Genomic DNA, 1,022 nt, shown 5'->3' with positions numbered 1-1,022 from the left:
ACGGCTTATGACCAGATCGACAAGGCTCCTGAGGAGAAGGCGCGCGGGATCACGATCTCGACGTCGCATGTCGAGTACGAGACGCCTGCGCGTCACTATGCTCACGTCGACTGCCCCGGTCACGCCGACTATGTGAAGAACATGATCACGGGCGCGGCGCAGATGGACGGCGCGATCCTGGTTGTTTCGGCTGCCGACGGCCCGATGCCGCAGACCCGCGAGCACATCCTGCTGGCGCGCCAGGTCGGCGTTCCCGCGCTTGTGGTGTTCATGAACAAGGTCGACCTGGTCGACGACGCGGAGCTGCTCGAGCTGGTCGAGATGGAGATCCGCGAGCTTCTGTCGAAGTACGATTTCCCGGGCGACGACATTCCGATCACCAAGGGCTCGGCCAAGGCCGCGCTGGACGGCGTGACGCCTGAGATCGGGCATGACGCGGTGATCGCGCTGATGAAGACGGTGGACGACTACATCCCGCAGCCTGAGCGTCCGATCGACCAGCCGTTCCTGATGCCGGTGGAAGACGTGTTCTCGATCTCTGGCCGCGGCACGGTCGTGACCGGTCGCGTCGAGCGCGGCATCGTCAAGGTCGGCGAGGAAATCGAGATCGTCGGTCTGAAGGACACGGTGAAGACGACCGTCACGGGCGTCGAGATGTTCCGCAAGCTGCTGGACCAGGGCCAGGCCGGCGACAACATCGGCGCGCTGCTGCGCGGCACGAAGCGCGAGGACGTCGAGCGCGGCCAGGTGCTGTGCAAGCCGGGCTCGGTGAAGCCGCACACCAAGTTCAAGGCCGAGGCCTACATCCTGACCAAGGAAGAGGGCGGTCGCCACACCCCGTTCTTCACCAACTACCGCCCGCAGTTCTACTTCCGCACGACGGACGTGACCGGCGTGGTGCACCTGCCGGAAGGCACGGAGATGGTGATGCCGGGCGACAACATCTCGATGGAAGTGCACCTGATCGTGCCGATCGCGATGGAAGAGAAGCTGCGCTTCGCCATCCGTGAAGGCGGCCGCAC

At 64.8% G+C, this 1,022-nt stretch carries 1 protein-coding gene; it reads left to right on the top strand.

Translation table 11 applies throughout. The annotated features are described in order from the left end of the window. Nucleotides 1–1,022, top strand: a 1,022-nt coding sequence (gene tuf / locus J0I99_RS20260) for an elongation factor Tu (protein ID WP_291399259.1), incomplete at both ends; no start/stop codon positions are given.

It is taken from the genome of Devosia sp., assembly GCF_017307495.1.
Taxonomy (GTDB): Bacteria; Pseudomonadota; Alphaproteobacteria; order Rhizobiales; family Devosiaceae; genus Devosia_A.
Note: the sequence above shows the minus strand (reverse complement) of the source record. Positions and strands in the feature narration are given on the sequence as shown.